We start from the raw sequence: 18,650 nt of genomic DNA, 5'->3' as shown, positions 1-18,650 counted from the left end.
GCCACTCAATCGAGGCCCTGGCCGGCGTAGCGGACCATGTCGCCCCAGATGCGGTCGAGCCGGCGCAGCGTGCGGTAGGCGGCCTTCAGGTCGAACGCCTCCGCCTCGTTGCGGACCAGCGCGGTGGCCTGCACCTGCTCCAGCTTGAACAGATCGTCGCGCAGCGTCCGCCCCTTGTCGGTCAGGCGCAGGCGGGCCGTGCGGCGGTCGCGCTGGCTGGCGCCGCGGTCGATGTAGCCGGCCTCCACTAGGATCTTCAGGCTGTAGGAGGCGTTGGACCCCAGATAATAGCCGCGCTCCATCAGGTCGCGGACCGACGGCTCGTCGTCGCCGATCAACATGACCATCAGCGCCTGAACCGGCCCGATGTCGTCGATCCCCTGCCGCAACAGGCCGGCCCGCACGACGTCGAGGAATCGGCGGTGCATCCGCTCGATCAGCCGGGCGAGCCCGTGATACTCGGCCAGTTCCGCCGCATCGATGGCGTCCGGTTTGGCTTCGGCCGGCTTGGATTCGGCGCCCGCCCGGCGCTGCGTGCTCATCCCTCGTCTCTCCGTCACTCGGCGGCCTGCGCCACGGCCGGGCCGCGGTAGCCGCCCGGATGGCGGCGGCGCCATTCCCACGCGCTGCCGATGATGCTGTCCAGATCGGGGAAGCGCGGGGTCCAGCCCAGTTCCCCCCGGATGCGCTCCGACGAGGCGATCAGCACCGCCGGATCGCCGGCGCGGCGCGGTCCGACCTTCACCGGGACCGTCAGGCCGGTAACCCGCTCCGTCGCCTCGATCACCTCGCGGACGCTGTAGCCCGTGCCGTTGCCCAGGTTGAAGTGGACGCTCCGCGTCTCCAGCGCCGGCAGCACCCGCAGATGCGCGTCGGCGAGGTCGCAGACATGGATGTAGTCGCGCACGCAGGTGCCGTCCGGCGTCGGGTAGTCGTTGCCAAAAATCTCGATGTGCGAGCGCCGGCCGCTGGCCGCGTCGAGCACCAGCGGGATCAGGTGGGTTTCCGGGTGATGATCCTCGCCAATGATACCGTTCGGATGCGCGCCGGCGGCGTTGAAGTAGCGCAGGCAGGCGGAGCGCAGGCCGTGGCAGCGGTCCGCCCAGTGCAGCGCACGCTCGATGAAGAACTTGGATTCGCCGTATGGGCTGCCGGGGTCGATGGTGGTCTCCTCGTCGATCGGCTGGCGCTCCGGCGTGCCGAACAGGTTGGCGGTCGAGGAGAAGACCATCTTGCGCACGCCGGCCGTGGTCGCCGTGCGGATCAGGTTCAGCGAGTTGACGGTGTTGCCGTGCAGATAGAGATGCGGGTCGCGCATCGATTCACCGACCAGCGACAGGGCGGCGAAATGGAACACCGCGTCGAAGCGCCATTCGGCGAAGACGCGGGTCAGCGCGTCCATGTCGGCAAGGTCGGCCTCCACGAAGGCGGCGTCGGACGGCACGGCGGCGCGGTGGCCCTGGCGCAGGTTGTCGAGCACGACGACCCGGAAGCCGCGGTCGAGCAGTTCGGCCACACAGTGACTGCCGACATAGCCGGCACCGCCGGTCACGAGTACGGTCTGGGGCGTGTTCATCGTAAATATTCCTTGGATTTGAGAAATATTCGTCAGTCCAGGCACCCGCCGGCATCAAAGGATCGTACATCCCCCGGTGGCAAGTGCAAGAGTTCCGCGATGCACCATGCCGTCAATTCAGACGGAAGGCCAGTTGACGAAAAAGAGACATGGGCGCCGCGCAAGGCGTGGCGTGTGATCGGAAAAGTGTTTTGGAACAACATTTTACAGCGCTGCAAATACCCCTTTCGATCGTTGTCGGACGGGGTAAGGGCTCAAAGTTGTCACACGCCGCAGCGCAGCGTCGGACGTAAGCGGAAATGGCGCGGGACCAGTCTTCCCGCAATGGGCGGCCTTTGTCCGGACTTCGTCTCAAAAGGAGTTCATGCGACGCGGCCGCATCTCAACACTTCGTTAACCATGAAACCCTTTGCATGACCGGCTTCATGGCCCGCCCCAAAACCTGAGAACGCGGGACTCCGGAACGCGGGACACAAGAAAAGGAATCGGCATGAGCGGTACGGATCGGACCCTGCTGACCCAAGCCTACCGGAAGATTGGACGCGGCCTGCTGCTGGCTGGCGCCCTCACTTTCTTCGTCAACATCCTGATGCTGGTGGTGCCGCTCTACACGATGCAGGTCTACGACCGCGTGATGAGCAGCCGCAGCCTGGAGACGTTGACCATGCTCGCGGTGATCTCCGTGGGCGGGTTGGTGCTGTACGGCGTGCTGGACTTCATCCGGGCGCGCGCCTTCCTGGTCTGTGGGGCGGTGATCGCGCACCGCTTCAACGTGCCGGCGCTGCAGGCGGCCATCGTGGACGCGCTGGGCGGCGGGACGCGCAACGCCGGCCAGACGATGCGCGACCTGAACGACCTGCGGAACTTCATGACCAGCAACGCCGTGGTGGTGCCGCTGGACCTGCTGTGGACGCCGATCTTCCTGGTCATCCTGTTCATCCTGCACCCGATCTACGGCTGGATCGCGGTGGGGTCGGCGCTGCTGCTGCTGACCATGAACGCGCTGACCGACGCGCTGACCCGCCGCCCCATCGCCGAGGCGAACGAGGCGTCGGCCAAGGTCTTCGCCGACGTCGCCAGCACCGTCCGCCACGCCGAGGCCATCGAGGCCATGGGCATGCTGCCGCCGCTGGCCCGGCGCTGGCAGATGGCGCAGATCGGCTCCGCCTCGCTGATCGACCGCGGCGTTGTGCTGTCGCGCGGCATGGCCTCGGCCTCCCGCTCGCTGCGCCTGATTCTGCAGATCGCCACGATCTCCGCTGGTGCCGCCCTGGTCATCCGGAACGAGGCGTCACCGGGCAGCATGATCGCCACCGGCATCATCATGGCCCGCCTGCTTCAGCCCTTCGAGCATCTGGTGGAGAACTGGCGGCAGTGGATCGTCGCCCAGACCGCCCACAAGCGCATCCGCGAGCTTCTGAACGGCGAGGGCGCGCGGCGCAGCACCATGCCGCTGCCCCGCCCCGACGGGCGCCTGACCGTCGACCGCGTCAGCCATGTGCCGAAGGGCCTGCAGCGCCCGGTGCTGCGCGGCGTCTCCTTCGCGCTGGAGCCGGGGGAGGTGCTGGGGATCATCGGCCCGTCGGGCGCCGGCAAATCGACCCTCGCCCGCCTGCTGGTCGGCATCTGGGAGCCCACCGCCGGGGGCATCTACCTGGACGGCACCAGCACCTTCCTGTGGGAGCGCGAGAGCTTCGGCCAGTATGTCGGCTACGTCCCTCAGTCGGTGGCGCTGCTCGACGGCACCATCGGCGAGAACATTTCCCGCATGGCCCAGGCCGACCCGGCGGAGATCGTGCGCGCCGCCCGGCTGGCCGGAGTCCACGACATGATCGGGCGCCTGCCCTTCGGCTACGACACGCCGGTCGGCGAGAACGCCTTCGCCCTGTCCGGCGGCCAGCGGCAGCGCATCGCGCTGGCCCGCGCGCTGTTCGGCAAGCCCCGCCTGATCGTGCTGGACGAGCCCAACTCCAACCTCGACCATGAGGGCGAACAGGCGCTGCTGACCGCGATCAACCACGCGCGGCGCGACGGCGCCACCATCGTGATGGTCGCCCACCGCCCCTCCATCGTGTCGGTCGCCGACAAGCTGCTCGTCCTCAAGGACGGCATGGTCGAGCATTTCGGCGAACGCACCGACGTGCTGAAGATGGTCCAGCCCGGCGGCGCCGTGAAGGTGGCCCGGCTGGTCCGGACGGGAGAATCCGCATGACCGACACGACGCTTTCCCAGCCGGCGAACGCGCCAGCCTCCCTCACCCCCGCTTGGGCGCCGGTCATCGACGTGACGCCGCACGAACCGACGCTGCGCGGCACCGCGCTGGCGGGGGCGCTGGCCGTCGCCGTCGGCTTCGGCGGCTTCTTCGGATGGGCCTTCACCGCCAGCCTGGACAGCGCGGCCATCGCCCCTGGCACCATCATGGTGGAAAGCCACCGCAAGACCGTCTCCCACCTGGAGGGCGGCATCCTCAGCGAACTGCTGGTCAAGGACGGCGACATGGTCACGGCCGGGCAGGTCCTGCTGCGGCTCGACACCACGCAGAGCGGCGCGGTGGTCGCCCAGCTTCATGGGCAGTACTGGACCTCGCTGGCCCGACTCGCCCGGCTGCGCGCCGAGCAGACCGACGCAAAGGCCCCGGTCTACGCCGACGAGCTGGTGGCCGCCTCCAAGACCAGCTCCGTCGCCGCCGAAGCGCTCGCCGCCGAACAGCGCCTGTTCGAATCGCGGCGCGACGCCTATCAGGGACAGATCTCCATCCAGCGCAAGCGCATCGGCCAGCTCCGCGACGAGCTGGTGGCGCTCGATTCGCAGCGCGTGGCCGCCAACGACCGGCTGCGCTACACCCAGGACGAGCTGCGGATCGTCGAGACGCTGCTCGCCAAGGGCTACGAGCGCAAGCCTCGCATGCTGGAGCTTCAGCGCAACGTCGCCGACACCAAGGGCCGGCTGGGCGAGATCCAGGCCGACAAGTCGAAAGCCGAGCAGGGCATCGCTGCGGCGGAGCTTGAGATCATCAACCTCGGCAACACCCGCCGGTCTGAGGTCGGGAACGAGCTTCAAACCGTCCAAGCCACCGTCTCCGACCTGTCGGAGCGGCTGCGCAGCGCCGGCGACGTGCTGAAGCGCCAGGAACTCGTATCCCCCCAGGCGGGCCGGGTCACCAACCTGCGCTTCTACACGCCGGGCGGCGTCATCCCGGCGGGCCAGGGCATCCTCGACATCGTTCCGCAGGACGACGGGCTGATCGTCGAGGCCCGCGTCGCCCCCGCCGACGTGCAGAACATCGACGTGGGCGGCAGCGCCATGGTGCGGCTGGTCGGCTACCGCCAGCGGCTGGTTCCGCCGGTGCAGGGGAAGGTCCTCACCCTCTCCGCCGACCAGCTTGAGGACGAGCGCACCGGGCAGGCCTATTTCCTCGCCCGGATCAGCCTGGACGCCGCGGCGCTGAAGGCCCTGCCGAACGTGGACCTGCACCCCGGCATGCCGACCGAGGTGATGATCCATGGGCACACCCGCAAGGCCATCGAGTATTTCCTGACGCCGCTGACCGACGGCATGAACCGCGCCTTCCGCGAGAACTGACCTCGCCGCCGCACCGGATCATTTCGCACGCTCCCCTGTTGCCCAGCAGGCAGGAAAAGGAGCGTGCGAGCATGACCACACAGTGGGACCGGAACACCCTGAAGCGCGTCGCCGACGCCATCGGCGACGTCCATCTCTACGACAAGCACCACACCGGCGAGTTCATCGCCATGCGCCTGCGCGATTCGCTGGCCGACAGCCCCGGCTATGACCGGGCGGCGGTCGACGACAAGCTGATGCAGCTGGCGCGGGTCGCGCTGGACGCCGCGGAGGCCGGAAAAGCCTGATCCGACACAGGCGCAAGATAAAAATCTTCGTCCCTTCGAAGGCGTTGCCCACAGCCATCCGGCGGCTTTCGGCCCGACATCGGTGCGTCGCCGGAACGGCTCGGGCCTCGGGCAATGCCCGTTCGGGTCGTCGAGTGGAGCGCCTTTCGAGCGCCGCGCGCTCCCAAGCGGACCACACCGCTCCGCCCCCGCTTTCAAATTTCGGCTTTTAAAATCGCTTGTCCTTCTCGCCGGATTTTTAAAAATCCGGGGTTTTGAATGCGATGCAGCGTCGGCGGCATCTCCGAAGTGCAATGATCAATGGCATAATCCTAAGCCAAGCGCATAGGACTTAAGGGTCAACTCAAGACATTCTGTCGAATTTCAGCAAAAACTCTCTCCTGGCGTCTTTAAAAGTATTACAGGCGAACAATTCTGATTCTTTTGCTAATTATGAGCCTTTGTCTTTGAAGGAGGCCGTAAAAACGCCGATCTGCCGCGACGTACAAAATTAGATGTTTAGATTTTCGAAGGGATTTGAAGCCAAGGTGACAGCAATGACGTAATGAACGTTGACGATTATTGTGTTTTGACTCTACGAACTCAAGATTTGCCTGGGTTTGACCTTAGTTTTGTCACAGCCCTGCCGAACGGTATTTGGGTAAAGGCTTAGGGGTACCTCGCCATTTCGGGGTAGGAAATCACCCACCCCACCGAATCCCATCGTTAAGGAGTATGATTCATGGCCACCCTTCCTGGCGGCAACTATGACGACATCATCACCGGCACCAACGGCAGCGACTTCATCAACGGCGGCAACGGTGACGACATCCTGATGGGTGGCAACGGCGCCGACACGATCCTGGGCGGCGACGGGCGCGACGCCCTGTTCGGCGGGAACGGTGACGACGTCCTGAGCGGCGGCAGCGGGGCCGACGTCCTCGACGGCGGCAACGGCAACGACACGCTGGATGGCGGGGACGGCGACGATTACCTGTCCGGCGGCAACGGCGACGACGTGCTGATCGGCGGCCGCGGCAACGACATCCTCGACGGCGGCAACGGCGATGACGTCCTGAACGGCGGCGACGGCGCCGACATTCTGAAGGGCGGCAACGGCGATGACGTCCTGACGGGCGGCGGCCACAACGATTACCTGGACGGCGGCGCCGGCAACGACATCCTGATGGGCGGCACCGGCGACGACATCCTGAAGGGTGGCGAGGGCGACGACTTCCTGTCCGGCGGCGACGGCAACGACATCCTGGACGGCGGTGCCGGCAACGACATCCTCGTCGGCGGCGCCGGCAACGACATCTTCGTCTTCTCCGGCGGCGGCGGCCAGGACGTGGTTCTCGATTTCCGCGCGGGCGAGGACGTTCTGCAGATCGAGCGCAACATCAACGGTCTGGAGATCAACGACGCCTCCGATCTGGCGGCCCGCGTCACCGACATGGGCGGCAACGCCATGATCGATCTCGGCAACGGCGACAGCATCATGCTGAAGGGCGTTTCGGCCGACGAAGTTCACAACAACCCGAACGACTTCTTCGTCATTCACTAAAGCCGTAACCCACTCAGGTACCGGACCGGCGGCGTGCTGAATCCACGCCGCCGATGGGTCCGGCTAAGGAACGCATGACCGTGCTCGCCGTCCTGCCGGCCTCCGCCTCCATCGCGTCCGCCCAGCTCCATGCGCTCGGCGACGACTTCGTGCTCGCCTCGTGGGAGAGCGACGGACCGGAGCCTTCCGGCCGGGTCGTTCCCACCCTCGACGGCGAGGAGGTCCGGCCGCCCTACACCACCTTGTCCGTCCGGACGAGCTGGGGTGGGCAGCGGGTGCTGTCGATCCTGCGGGCGCCCCGGGTTTCCGGTGCGCCCGTCCGTTTCGTGGCCCAGAGCCGCGTCGTCGCGGAGGTTCTGGCCGAACCGCAGGTTCCCGACCCCGACCCCGCCTTCCTGCTCGGCAGCCTCGACGCGCCCTCGCGGCTGCGCGTGGTCCGTTTCCTCTTCGATTTCGCGCGCTCCACCCCGGCGCTGCGCAGCGACGCCGGCTTCGCCGCGGTCTGCCGCCGCATGGTGCTGGAGCTGTCGCCCACCCCCTCCCCGATCATCGCCCGCGCCCTGGCGACCGACGAGCTTCTGCTCTGCGGCGGGTCGCTGTCGTCGGGCTTCGGCGAGGTGACGGGGGCGGTCATCCTCACCGCCGGCGCTGTCGGCCCCTCCCCCTTTGACGTCTGCATCGGCTCCGCGCTGGACCGGCGCGGGCGCACGGCCATGTCGCTGCTGGTGGACAAGGCACTGTGCGCGCCGGGCAACCTGCTGGTGGTGCTGGGCCGCAACGGGCTGGCCTGCCGCGCCTTCTCGGCCGTGGCGCCCAACCTGCCGAGCCTGACCGAACGCCTGTCCACGCGCCGCGACACGCCGCTGGAGCTGCGTCAGTACATTCTGAACGCGCTTGCCCAACGCGGGCGGTCGGATGCCACGGCGGCGGCGGCGGTGCGCGAACTCCAGGTGCTCGCCCCGCTGCCCAAGCGGCAGGTCGCCGACGCCAAGCGCTCCATCGGCGCCGCCCTCGACCTCGCCGTTCCGACCGGTGACGGCGGGCTGTTCCTGGCCGGCTGGGTGCACGACCCGCATGGCCTGTCCGGCGGCCTCACCGTGCACACGCCCTTCGGCGGCGAGCGCCGGCTGGAGGTGCTGGAGCACCGCTTCCCGCGCGAGGACGTGGCGAAGCTGTTCGGCACCGCCCCGTCCACCGACCGCAGCGGCTTCGTTGCCTATCTGCCCGGCGCGCCCGAGCCCGCCGCGGCGCTTCAGGTCCATGCGGAGCTTCGCCTCGGCTCCGGCGGGTCGATCCGGCTGGTGCCGCCGCTGCGCCCGCTGTCGCCCGCCGACGCCCGCGCCGCGGTGCTCGGCAGCCTGCCGCCGCAGCACGCGACTCCGCTGGTTCTGGAAACGGTGATCGCCCCGGCCGTGGCACCGCTCCACGCCGCCCACATGGCGAGCCGCGGCGAGCCGGAGACGGTCAGTTTCGGGCGCGGTCCGGAGACGCCCGCCGTCTCGGTCATCATCCCGCTCTACAAGGCGCTGGAGTTCCTGCGCTTCCAGCTCTCCAGCTTCGCCACCGATCCCGGCATGGCCGGGGCGGAGCTGATCTTCGTGCTCGACAGCCCGGAGCAGCGCGACGAGCTGGTGCACATGCTGCACGGCTTCCACGCGCTCTACGGTCTGCCGATGCGGGTGCTGGTGCAGCCGGCCAATTACGGTTACTCGACGGCCAACAACACGGGCGTCGCGGCCTCCACCGGGCGGACGCTGCTGTTCCTGAACTCCGACGTGATCCCCGACCAGCCCGGCTGGCTGCCCGCCCTGCTCGCCGCGCTGGAGCGCGCGCCGGGGACCGGGGCGGTCGGGCCGAAGCTGCTGTTCGACGATGACAGCCTGCAGCACGCCGGCCTCTACTTCGACCGCGACGTCCGCGGGCGCTGGTATAACCATCACTTCTTCAAGGGCCTGCCGCGCGACTTCCTGCCCGCCCGGCGGGAGCGCAGCGTGCCCGGCGTGACCGGCGCCTGCCTGATGATGACCCGCGAGACCTTCGACGCCGTGGGCGGCTTCTGCGAGGACTACGTCATCGGCGACTACGAGGATTCCGACCTCTGCCTGCGCGTCCGCAAGGCCGGGCTGGACATCCGCTACGTCCCCTCGGTCGAGCTGTACCATCTGGAGCGCCGCTCGATCAGCCGGCACCAGGGCTACACCCGCGGTGTCGCCTCCGAATACAACGGCTGGCTCCACGCCCGCCGCTGGGCCGCGATGATGGAGGAGCTGGCCGCCCGCGACTGGAGCGCGCCACCGCCGCCGCCCGCGCTGGAGGACAGCCTGATGCGCCCCCTGTCGGCGGGCGCCCCCACGGACACCGCCCTTCCCGTTGCCGTTCCGGGCAAGTCCCGCCTGTTCGGGCGTGCCAACCGGAACCGGAGCTGACCTGATGAACGAGATCCTCACCGGACGCCGCCTCGCCGTCCTGCGCCGCAACACCGACCCGCGACTGGAATGGCTGTGCGCGCAGATCGCCCGCAACCGCTTCCTGCCCGTGCCGCCGCCGGACCGCGTGTTCATCGGCGACGGCGATTTCCGGGCCATCGGGGCGGAATTCCTGCGCCATTTCGTGCGCGTCGGCGGGCTGAAGCCGAAGCACCGCGTGCTGGAGATCGGCTGCGGCATCGGGCGCATGGCCGTGCCGCTGACCCAGTATCTCGACTCCAGCTACGACGGCGTGGACATCGTCGAGGACGGCATCCGCTGGTGCGCCGAGACGATCACCCCGGCCTATCCGGAGTTCCGCTTCCAAACGCTGGACGTGGCGAACGCGCTCTACAACCCCGGCGGGGCGGAGGACGCGGCGCGGACCCGCCTGCCCTTCCCGGACGGCGGGCACGACTTCGTCATCCTGACCTCCGTCATCACCCATCTGCGGACGGCGGAGACGGTGCGCTACGCGGCGGAGATCGCCCGCGTGCTCAAGCCGGGCGGGCGCTGCTTCCTCAGCCTGTTCCTGGTGGACACCCGCGCGCGGGACGGCATCGCGAAGAAGACCGCCCGCCCGGCCTTCATCGAGGCCGCCGGGCCGGAGTTCATCGCCGACGAGGCCAACCCGAACGCCGCCGTCGCCTACAGCGAATCCTTCCTGCTCGACACCTTCGCGGAACAGGGGCTGCGCCCGGCGCGCGCGGTCCTGCGCGGCCACTGGAGCGGGCAGCGCAACGCCGAAAACTTCCAGGATCTCCTGGTTCTGGAAAAGGAGGGCGCGCGATGAGCCTGCCCCGCGTCCTCGTCGTCGCCCACAACCACCCCAGCCTCCACCCCGGCGGCACGGAGATTTTCGCGCACGAGCTGTTCGGCAGCCTGAAGGCCAAGGGGGCGGAGGCCCTGTTCCTCGCCTGCACCAACGGCGTCCACCGCGACCGCAAGCCCGGCACCAACCTTCAGACGCTAGGCCGCAGCGCCGACGAGGTGGTGCTGTGGGCCGGGCATTTCGATCACTTCTTCCAGAGCCAGATCGACCTGCACGGCATCGTGCCCGACCTATCGAACCTGCTGCGCGCCTTCCAGCCGGACATCGTGCACATCCACCACACGCTGCTGCTGGGCGTGGAGATGCTGTTCCTGATCCGCCGGGTCTGCCCGCGGGCGCGCATCGTCTACACGCTGCACGACTACTACCCGATCTGCGCCAACGACGGGCAGATGGTGACGACGGGAAACCACGCGCTGTGCCGCATGGCCTCGCCCGACGCCTGCCACCGCTGCTTCCCCGACCGGCCGGCCGACCAGTTCGTGCTGCGCGAGAAGCATATCAAGGCGATGTTCGGGCTGGTCGACCATTTCCTGGCGCCCAGCGCCTTCCTGCGCGACCGCTACATCGCCTGGGGCATCGACCCGGACAGCATCTCCGTCATGGAGAACGGGCGTCCGGCGGTCCGTCCGGCGCCGCACCGGCCGCTGCCCGCGGGCGCGCCGCGCAACGCCTTCGCCTATTTCGGCAACCTGAACCCCTTCAAGGGAATCACCGTCGCTCTGGACGCCGCCGCCCGGCTGGAGAAGCAGGGGCAGGACCTGACGCTGGCCGTCCATGGCGGCGCGCCGTTCCAGACCGATGCCTTCAAGGACAAGGTCGAACAGGGCTTCAAGGGCGCCCGCGGCACCGCCGTCCGCCACGGCCCCTACCGGCGCGAGGAGATGCCCGAGCTGATGGCCGCCGCCGATTGGGTGGTGATGCCGTCGATCTGGTGGGAGAACGCCCCCCTGGTCATCCGCGAAGCCTTCCAGCACCGCCGCCCGGTCATCTGCAGCGGCATCGGCGGTATGGCGGAATCGGTGACCGACGGGGTGGACGGGCTGCATTTCCGGGCGGGGGACGCCGCGGATCTGGCGCGCGTGATGACACGCGCGATGACCGAACCGGGGCTTTGGGACCGGCTCGTCTCCAACATGCCGGCGGTCCCGACGACCGAGGAGGCCGCCGAAAAACACGTCATTCTCTATGACGACATAATCAACGGTCCGGGGGGAAGGCATGGGCAGGGTTCCATTGTGGGGAGCATCGCGGGATGAAGGAACCGATCACCAAGGCCGACATCACGGCGGCCATTCTTCTTGACGACGACACGCTCGTCCTGTTCGGCGCCATCGACCGGGCGCTGCCCGCGCAGGGCGCCGTGCATCTCGACGGGTCGGTGGAGGGACGCTACGCCGGACGCTCCTGGGCCGACGCCGAGGGCGAGCGCTGGTTCCTCGGCGGCATCCGCGTGCCGGGGCTGGCCCAGATGCGCCCGTCGCGCGTCGAACTGGCGGACGAGAAGGGGGAACGCCTCGTCCTGCCGCGCCTGTCCAACGTCCGCACCAACCCGTCGCACCTCGTCTCGGCGCTGAAGGGCTTCCAGCCCGGCGCGCTGGCCGTGGCGCTGGATTTTGCGATCCAGCTCGCCGCGTCGTCGAATGACGGGGCGGACAGTGACTCCGACCGCATCGGGCGCCTGCTCTCGGGCCTCGCCCAAGAGGTGTCGCAGCCGGACGGCTTCGCCGAGGTGTTCGGTCGCTTCCGCGACGGCAGCCTGATGCTCCAGGGCTGGGCGCGCAGCTTCCGCAACGGCGCCCAAAAGATCCTGATCGAGGCCGAGGAGACCGCCGCCTACCGCGCCACCGCCGGGGCCTTCTCCCGCCCGGACCTGCCGCCGGAGGCGTCGGGCGTGATGGCGGTTCTGACCGACCAGACCCCGCTTCCCACCGCCATCCGCCGCATCCACTACCGCGCCGCCGAAGGCTGGCGCCATCTGGAGATCTTCGAGCACCGCACCATCCTGCCCGACGGTGTGGCGTCCGCCCATGTGCGCGACATGCTGGGCAACATCCAGGACGCCGAGACGCGCCAGCGGATGGCGCGGATCGCCGCGTCGCGTTACGACGGGGCGGAAACGGTGTCGCGGCTCGACATCCCGGTGCGGATCGGTCTGGACATGGCGCTGCGCGTGCCGGGGGCCGGACTGTTCGTCGCCGGCTGGCTGCTCGACCCGACGCGTCAGGTCCGCGCCGTCACGCTGAAGGGGCCGGGCGTCGCCGTCCGGCTCGACGAGGGCTGGTCGCGGCTGGCCCGCCGCGACGTGACGGAGGCCTTCCAGCATGACGGCCTGTTCGCCGGGCGCATGATTCCCGGTCAGGACCAGCACGGCTTCACCGCCTTCGCCGCCGAGCCGTCGGGCCTGCCCCCGGGCGCCGAGTTTCATCTCGAGCTGGAGCTGGCCGACGACCGCTTCGCCTTCCTGCCGCTGAGCTGCCTGCCGCCGGCTCCGGAAGCGCTGCGCCGCATGCTGTCGCTGGTCAATCTGGACAGCCCGTCCATCGACACGCTGATCGCCCGCCATGTCGGGCCGATGCTGCGCACCGCCCGCACCCGCTCCGGTGCCGCGCCGTCGGCGGGCGTGCACCCGATGGGCCGCCCGGTCAAGGCGCCGCGCGTCTCGGTGATCCTGCCGGTGACCGACGGGCGGGAGGACGTGGACCTCAACATCGCCCGCCTCGCCATCGACCCGGACTTCGCCGAGACCGAGCTGCTGGTGGTCGCCGCCGCCGGCACGCACGAGCGGCTGGGCGGTGCCGTCCGTCAGGCCGCCGCCTTCTACCGCATGGCCGTCACCTTCGTCGCCGCCCCCGACGCGACCGACGCGTTCGAGGCGATGGCCGCCGCCCTGCCCCATGCCCGCGGCGAGCGGGTGCTGACGCTCTCCCCCTCCGTCCTGCCGACCGAAAAGGGCTGGCTGGCGGCGCTGGAGCGGGTGTCGCGCAAGTCCGGCGGGCCGGTGATGGTCAGCCCGACGTTGCTCTACGAGGACCATTCGATCCGCTTCGCCGGCATCATGGCGGTGGAGGGTTCGGACGGCGCCAAGACCTTCGAGCGGCGTTTCGCCGGCTACCCGCGCGACTGGCTGAAGGAGCAGGACGCGGCGACGGTGGACGCCGCCGCCCCGGAATGCGCGCTGCTGCCCAAGGACGCGCTGGTCCGGGCGCTGGCCACCATGGGCTCCTACATGGGGGCCGACCACAAGGGGCTGGATCTCTGCCTGCGCCTGCGCGCGCTGGGCGGGGCCTGCGTCTGGCTGCCGCGCGTCACGCTGATGGCGCTGGACGAGCAGCCGCGCGACGCACACGCCGACCGCTGGCGCCGTGCCGGCGCCATGGTGGACCGCTGGAGCTTCGAGGACATCTGGTCCGCCCGCGCCGCCGCCTGACCACACGCAGCCCTATCGAGATCGGCCCGACCATGAGCAACAAGCGCGTCCTGATCATCAGCCACGGCCATCCCGCCTTCTCGCTGGGCGGCGCGGAGGTGGCCTCCTACAACCTGCACCAGGGGCTGCACGACCTGCCGGGCTGGGAGAGCCATTACCTGGCCCGCACCTCCCCGCCGGTCACGCCGCACGGCAGCTCCGCCCTGATGGCGCTGCGCCAGAAGGAGCGGGAGGTCCTCTACTACGCCAACGACTACGACCATTTCCGGCTGTCGAACCGCAACCTGCCGGGGCTGGAGAAGGACTTCGTCCGCTACGTCCGCGACCTGCAGCCGGACGTGGTGAACTTCCACCATTTCCTCGGTCTGGGCATCGAGACCATCCAGGCGATCCGGCAGGCGCTGCCCCGCGTGCCGATCGTGGTGACCTTCCACGAGTATCTGTCCATCTGCCACCACCACGGCCAGATGGTGAAGACCAGCCGCAACACGCTGTGCTACCGCGCCAGCCCGGCGGATTGCGCCGGCTGCTTCCCGCACATCGGCGAGGCGCAGTTCTTCAAGCGCGAGCTGTTCCTGAAGACCTTCCTGGAGCAGGCGGACTTCTACGTCAGCCCGTCGAACTTCCTGATCGACCGCTACGTCGACTGGGGCTTGCCCCGCGAGAAGTTCCGCATGATCGAGAACGGCCTGACCGTCGAGGGCATCGCCCCGCCCCGCCCGCTGGCCCGCGGCGGCAAGCGCAACCGCTTCGCCTTCTTCGGCCAGCTCACCGAGTTCAAGGGCGCCCATGTGCTGGTCGAGGCGATCGGCCGCGTCTCCGAAAAGGCGTGGGGCGAGGATGGCGCGCTGATGATCTTCGGCGGCAACCTGGAGCGCCAGCCCGAGGCCTATCAGAAGAAGTTCAACGAGGCGGTGGAACGTGCTGGCGACCGCGTGCGCTTCTACGGCAGCTACCGCTCCGCCGAGCTGCCCGGCCTGATGAAGGACGTGGACTGGGTGGTGATGCCCTCCATCTGGTGGGAGAACTCGCCGGTGGTGATCCAGGAAGCCTTCCTGCACGGCCGCCCGATCATCTCCAGCAACATCGGCGGCATGGGCGAGAAGGTCACCCACGGCGTGGACGGGCTGCATTTCCGCAACGCCAGCGTCGAGGATCTGGTGGACCGCCTGACCGAGGCGCTGACCACGCCGGACCTGTGGGACCGTCTGCGGATGCGCATCCGCCGCCCCATCGACCGCACGGAATGCGCCCGCCGCCACGCCGACGTGTTCGACGCGCTGATCGCGAACGCGGGCGGTGGCGCGGTGTCGATGCCCGAGCGGGCGGTGGCGCAGAAGCCGTGATGGGGATGTTCGTGCGACGGGCCCCCACGTCCGGCAGACGGGCCCCCACCCTAACCCTCCCCGCTGGGCGGGGAGGGGATTAAAGGCCCTCCCCGCCCAGCGGGGAAGGGGAGGGACCCACGAAGTGGGGAGGGTGGGGGCAATACGCCCTCATTCTCACAACTCTCCTCGCCACCCCCTCGCAGGCCACCGACCTCCGCGTCAGCGTCCCCGCGGGCGCGGGGCTGGAGACCGTCTACGATCACCACACCCAGGCCTGTGAGGACTGGGACGTGCCGGACGCCCCGGCGCGCGCCTGGAAGGCGGCGGACGGCAGCGTCCGGCTGCTCGCTGCGCACACCCGCGCGCGTACCTTGAGCGGTCCGTCGCTGAACGACCTGCACCACGCCTGCCGCATCGTCTTCCAGTCGGCCAAGCGCGACGACCCGGCGCGGTTCGACGACATGGGCTGGCTCACCTCGCCCTACACGCTGGACGGCACGACCGTCTACGGGCTGGTCCACAACGAATACCACGGCCACAAGCGCCGCGACCTCTGCCCGACCGGCGACTACATGGCCTGCTGGTGGAACGCGCTGACCCTCACCGTCTCGCACGACGGCGGGCAGAGCTTCGGACCGGCGCGCTACGTCGCCGGGGTGCCCTACCGCTTCCGCGGCGATCTGGGGAAGCGGGCCGGGCTGTTCGCGCCGAGCAACATCGTCGAGCGCGACGGCTGGTACTACGCGATGGCCTTCGCCGAGGGCATCGGCGCGCAGAAGCGCGGCGTCTGTCTGATGCGCACCCGCGACCTTGGCGATCCGGCGTCCTGGCGGGCGTGGGACGGGCGGGACTTCACCGTCCGCTTCCGCGATCCCTACACGCAGGGCGAAGCCGATCCCGAGGCGTCGGTCTGCGCGCCGCTGCCACCCAACCGCCTGCCCTTCACCGTCACCAGCCTCGTCCGCCACACGCCGAGCGGCCTCTACGTTGCGGTGATGGCCGGGCGGCGGGCAGAACGCAAAGGGTCCGAGCCGGTGTCCGGCGTGTGGGTGTCGACCTCCGCCGACCTGATCGACTGGTCCGCCCCCCGCCTCGCCTGGGCGGCGCCGCTGCTCACCGACAAGAATTGCGCCGTGGACGAGACCTTCTACTACCCGGCCATTCTCGATCCGGACGCCAGAAGCCGGAATTACGAGGACACGGATGGAAACGCCTGGCTCTACCTGACCCGGCTTGCCCAGGAAAACTGCAAGCCGACCAGGGATCGCGATCTGGTCCGAATAATGATCCGGGTTGAGCCGTCCCAAGGCGGCTAAAATTCATCAAGATAAAACCCGAACCCTGCAACCTTCCACCACCCCGACCCCAGGAGAATTAAATTGGCTAACATCCTAGTCATGATTCCCTCCGGCGAAGTCTACGACCATGACTGCGTGCGGTGGTACAGCTACCAGAACATTCAGCGTAGTATCAATCATTACCACAACATCGGCGACGCCTTCGTCTACGATTCCTCGCTGAAACTGCTGACCTTCGACCGTCTCGACGTCGTCGAGATCCGCGAGTTCAAGCAGGAGGTGGTGGACCGGGCCAACGCCGAATACGATTACGTCTTCCTGCGCGGGTCGAACTACATCCACGACCACATGACCTGGCCGGAGGGCACCGAGCAAGTGCTGTCCAAGCTGCGCATCCCGGTCATCGCCTTCGGCGTCGGCGCCCAAGCCCCGGCCACCGGCAAGCTGACGCTGTCGGACGAGAGCAAGCGCATCTGGCAGATGTTCGCCGACAAGTCGACGACGCTGGGCGTGCGCGGCACCTACACCGCCGAAGTGCTGTGGGACCTCGGCATCAAGAACGTGCGCATCGTCGGCTGCCCGACCGCCTTCCGCAACCGCGATCCGGAGCTGCGCATCGACCTGCCCTCCCTGGACAGCGTGCGCAACGTCGGCATCACCATGCGCCGCGAGGTATCCAGCCACTATTCGCCGGACGTGAAGACCTACCTCACCCGCCACCGCGACTTCGTCAAGGACATGAGCCGCCGCTTCGACACCGTCCTGATGATGCAGGGCGAGGTCGAGGAAAAGAAGCTGCTCTGGGGCACCGACGAGCAGAAGGCCGAGGCCTGGGACGAGCTGCACAACAACAACTGGCTGAAGAACTGGTACTTCGACGAGGAGCTGGACGAGCTGTACCGCTCGCGCCTGTGGTACTCGGACGTCGTCGCCGACTATGAGAGCATCGTGCGCTCGAAGGACCTCGTGCTGGGCTATCGCCTGCACGGCAACCTGATGGCGCTGTCGAACGGCACGCCGTCGGTCTATTTCAGCTACGACAGCCGCACGGCGGAGTTCGCGGAGACCTTCGCGATCCCCTGCTATGATGTCTATTCCGACAAGCCCTTCGTCCTGGAGGAATACTGGGACCAGAGCCTGTTCGAGAAGTTCAACCGCACCTTCTATCAGCGCTACCGCGACATGCGGGAGTTCCTGGACGAGAACTACATCCCGCACCGCATGCCCAGCCCGACCGTGCGCAAGACCCCGCAGCGCAAGGCGGCCTGACGGCGGTTGCCACAGAGAGGGGCGCCGGCTCCGGGGACTGTTCTCCGGTGCCGGCGCCCCGTTTCCGTTCCTTCTTCCGCTTACTCGCGAGTGCCCGCCATGCCCGACGTCGCCACGCCCGACTCCATGTCCTCCACCCCCGTCGCGGCGGAGCCTGCGGCGTCCATCATCGAGGGCCGGGTGGACGCCGTCCAGGCCGGACGGATCTACGGCTGGGCCTGGGACCGCTCCTACCCCACCGACCGGTTGCAAGTCGAGTTCCGCGCCGAGATGCCGGACGGCCGCAGCGTCGTCCTGGGGCGCACGCTGGCCGACCGCCCGCGCGAGGATCTGGTCGGCGGCAATTTCGGCGACGGGCACCACGCCTTCGAGGCCGACCTCGCAATTCCGGCCGGGATCGACCCCACGCGCGTCGTCGCCGTGGTCGTGGCGCCCAGCACCGGCACCATCGCCACCTTCGCCCAGCCGAGCGCCGAGGAGAAGCTGCTGGAGCGCACGCTCGCCCCGCATCTGGTGCGCATCGGCGCCGGGCTGGACGCCGCCCGCCGCGACCATCAGCAAATCGCCGCCGGCCAGCAGGGCATCGCCCGGCTGCTGCGCGAGACGCAGGAACGCATCGCCGCCGGCCAAGCCGGAGCCGGTGCCGCCTCGGCCCAGCAGGCCGCCCTGTCGGACGCGCTCCACAGCCTGCAGGAGCGGGTAGCCGGGCTGGAGGTGTTCCTGGTCCGGATGGACACGACGCTGCGCGGTTTCGACGACGCGCTGAAGGTGAAGTCGGCCAAGTCGCACGCCCCCACCATCATCGCCGCCCTGGCCTCGGCCGTGGGGGCCTTCGCCGCGACGGTGATCGGGCTGGCGATCTTCGGATAACGGCGGCCCGCCGCCCTCCCGGCTCTCACTCCAAGACTTCGTTTCATCGTTCCCAGGCGCTTCAGCCGCCGCCGACACCGGCGGCGGCTTTTCCGTGCGCGGGTGGGTGGCCCGCCGCCGTTCCGCGCGCCACCCTGCATGACGCGCATCCCACCGGGATCATGCGGACC

At 68.8% G+C, this 18,650-nt stretch carries 14 protein-coding genes; 12 read left to right on the top strand and 2 right to left on the bottom strand.

Features of this window, described 5'->3' with window-relative positions; translation table 11 throughout:
* Positions 1-5: 5 nt before the first annotated feature.
* Both ACWPXE_RS01775 and galE read right to left on the bottom strand, forming a co-directional pair.
* Positions 6-542 (bottom strand): MarR family winged helix-turn-helix transcriptional regulator, encoded by a 537-nt coding sequence (locus ACWPXE_RS01775; RefSeq protein WP_454016444.1) that lies wholly within the window; start codon positions 540-542, stop codon positions 6-8.
* A 14-nt stretch (positions 543-556) separates the two neighbouring features.
* Positions 557-1,576 (bottom strand): UDP-glucose 4-epimerase GalE, encoded by a 1,020-nt coding sequence (gene galE, locus ACWPXE_RS01770; RefSeq protein WP_454016443.1) that lies wholly within the window; start codon positions 1,574-1,576, stop codon positions 557-559.
* Positions 1,577-2,066: 490 nt separating this feature from the next.
* On the opposite strand from galE, the gene ACWPXE_RS01765 reads away from it, so the two are divergent.
* The 12 genes from ACWPXE_RS01765 (at position 2,067) to ACWPXE_RS01710 (ending at position 18,480) form a co-directional block, all read left to right on the top strand.
* Positions 2,067-3,788 carry a type I secretion system permease/ATPase gene (locus ACWPXE_RS01765; RefSeq protein WP_114860877.1) on the top strand — a complete coding sequence of 574 codons (1,722 nt, stop codon included), beginning with the start codon at positions 2,067-2,069 and terminating at the stop codon, positions 3,786-3,788.
* Positions 3,785-5,158 carry an HlyD family type I secretion periplasmic adaptor subunit gene (locus ACWPXE_RS01760; RefSeq protein ID WP_454016442.1) on the top strand — a complete coding sequence of 458 codons (1,374 nt, stop codon included), beginning with the start codon at positions 3,785-3,787 and terminating at the stop codon, positions 5,156-5,158. Before ACWPXE_RS01765 ends, ACWPXE_RS01760 begins: the two co-directional genes overlap by 4 nt.
* 71 nt (positions 5,159-5,229) lie before the next feature.
* Entirely contained in the window at positions 5,230-5,445 is a 216-nt protein-coding gene (locus tag ACWPXE_RS01755; RefSeq protein ID WP_145624157.1) for a hypothetical protein, read from the top strand.
* A 721-nt stretch (positions 5,446-6,166) separates the two neighbouring features.
* A complete protein-coding gene (locus ACWPXE_RS01750; protein ID WP_454016441.1) occupies positions 6,167-6,988 on the top strand; it encodes a calcium-binding protein in 822 nt (273 codons plus the stop codon).
* Positions 6,989-7,062: 74 nt separating this feature from the next.
* Positions 7,063-9,414: a glycosyltransferase family 2 protein gene (locus ACWPXE_RS01745; protein WP_454016440.1), complete on the top strand. Its 2,352-nt coding sequence runs from the start codon at positions 7,063-7,065 to the stop codon at positions 9,412-9,414.
* A gap of 4 nt (positions 9,415-9,418) precedes the next feature.
* A complete protein-coding gene (locus tag ACWPXE_RS01740) occupies positions 9,419-10,246 on the top strand; it encodes a methyltransferase domain-containing protein (RefSeq protein WP_454016439.1) in 828 nt (275 codons plus the stop codon).
* The gene (locus ACWPXE_RS01735; RefSeq protein WP_454016438.1) at positions 10,243-11,544 is read left to right on the top strand and encodes a glycosyltransferase family 4 protein; all 1,302 of its coding nucleotides are present in this window, start codon (positions 10,243-10,245) and stop codon (positions 11,542-11,544) included. Before ACWPXE_RS01740 ends, ACWPXE_RS01735 begins: the two co-directional genes overlap by 4 nt.
* On the top strand, positions 11,541-13,715 hold the full coding sequence (locus ACWPXE_RS01730; protein WP_454016437.1) for a glycosyltransferase family 2 protein: 2,175 nt from the start codon (positions 11,541-11,543) through the stop codon (positions 13,713-13,715). Before ACWPXE_RS01735 ends, ACWPXE_RS01730 begins: the two co-directional genes overlap by 4 nt.
* 32 nt (positions 13,716-13,747) lie before the next feature.
* Positions 13,748-15,061, top strand: a complete 1,314-nt coding sequence (locus tag ACWPXE_RS01725) for a glycosyltransferase family 4 protein (RefSeq protein ID WP_454016436.1) — start codon at positions 13,748-13,750, stop codon at positions 15,059-15,061.
* Between the two features lie 272 nt (positions 15,062-15,333).
* Complete coding sequence (locus ACWPXE_RS01720; RefSeq protein WP_454016435.1) at positions 15,334-16,359, top strand: hypothetical protein; 1,026 nt, start codon at positions 15,334-15,336, stop codon at positions 16,357-16,359.
* A gap of 63 nt (positions 16,360-16,422) precedes the next feature.
* Positions 16,423-17,610, top strand: a complete 1,188-nt coding sequence (locus ACWPXE_RS01715; protein ID WP_454016434.1) for a polysaccharide pyruvyl transferase family protein — start codon at positions 16,423-16,425, stop codon at positions 17,608-17,610.
* Between the two features lie 99 nt (positions 17,611-17,709).
* A complete protein-coding gene (locus tag ACWPXE_RS01710) occupies positions 17,710-18,480 on the top strand; it encodes a hypothetical protein (protein ID WP_454016433.1) in 771 nt (256 codons plus the stop codon).
* Positions 18,481-18,650: the final 170 nt, after the last annotated feature.

This window comes from Azospirillum sp. Marseille-Q6669 (assembly GCF_965111635.1).
The sequence above is the reverse complement of the archived record's forward strand: the minus strand, read 5'-3'. Positions and strand labels throughout refer to the sequence as shown.